This is a genomic window from Paenibacillus tyrphae, assembly GCF_027925525.1.
GTDB lineage: Bacteria > Bacillota > Bacilli > Paenibacillales > NBRC-103111 > Paenibacillus_G > Paenibacillus_G tyrfis_B.
Genome location: NZ_BSDJ01000117.1, coordinates 1 through 292 on the forward strand (window position 1 = coordinate 1; position 292 = coordinate 292).

Below are 292 nucleotides of genomic sequence, written 5' to 3' on the forward strand. Positions count from 1 at the left end.
AGTACGTATTGATAGGACTCACGATCACCCTTACCATTGAATAATCGGTATACGTTTGCCCCATCTACCGGGTCATAGGGGGCCAGTCCAGCAAATGGCTCGCTGCTTGTTCCATTCCGCCAGTTTACTTCCCAAAAATCCGGCAAGTTGTTCCCATTTTCATCTTTTTCAAAGCTTCCGTTTATATTGATTTCTTTAAACGATACGGTGTCCAGATCCATATACGCCGAATCCTCTCCACCGACAGCAAACCGGATGAGAACCGATTTGGCGCTAGGTTCGGCAACGAAAA

At 46.6% G+C, this 292-nt stretch carries 1 protein-coding gene; it reads right to left on the reverse strand.

Annotation, left to right across the window (positions count from 1 at the left end):
- The coding region (locus tag QMG93_RS35120; protein WP_281944537.1) for a hypothetical protein at nt 1-221 on the reverse strand (221 nt) is incomplete at its 3' end.
- Nucleotides 222-292 lie beyond the last annotated feature (71 nt).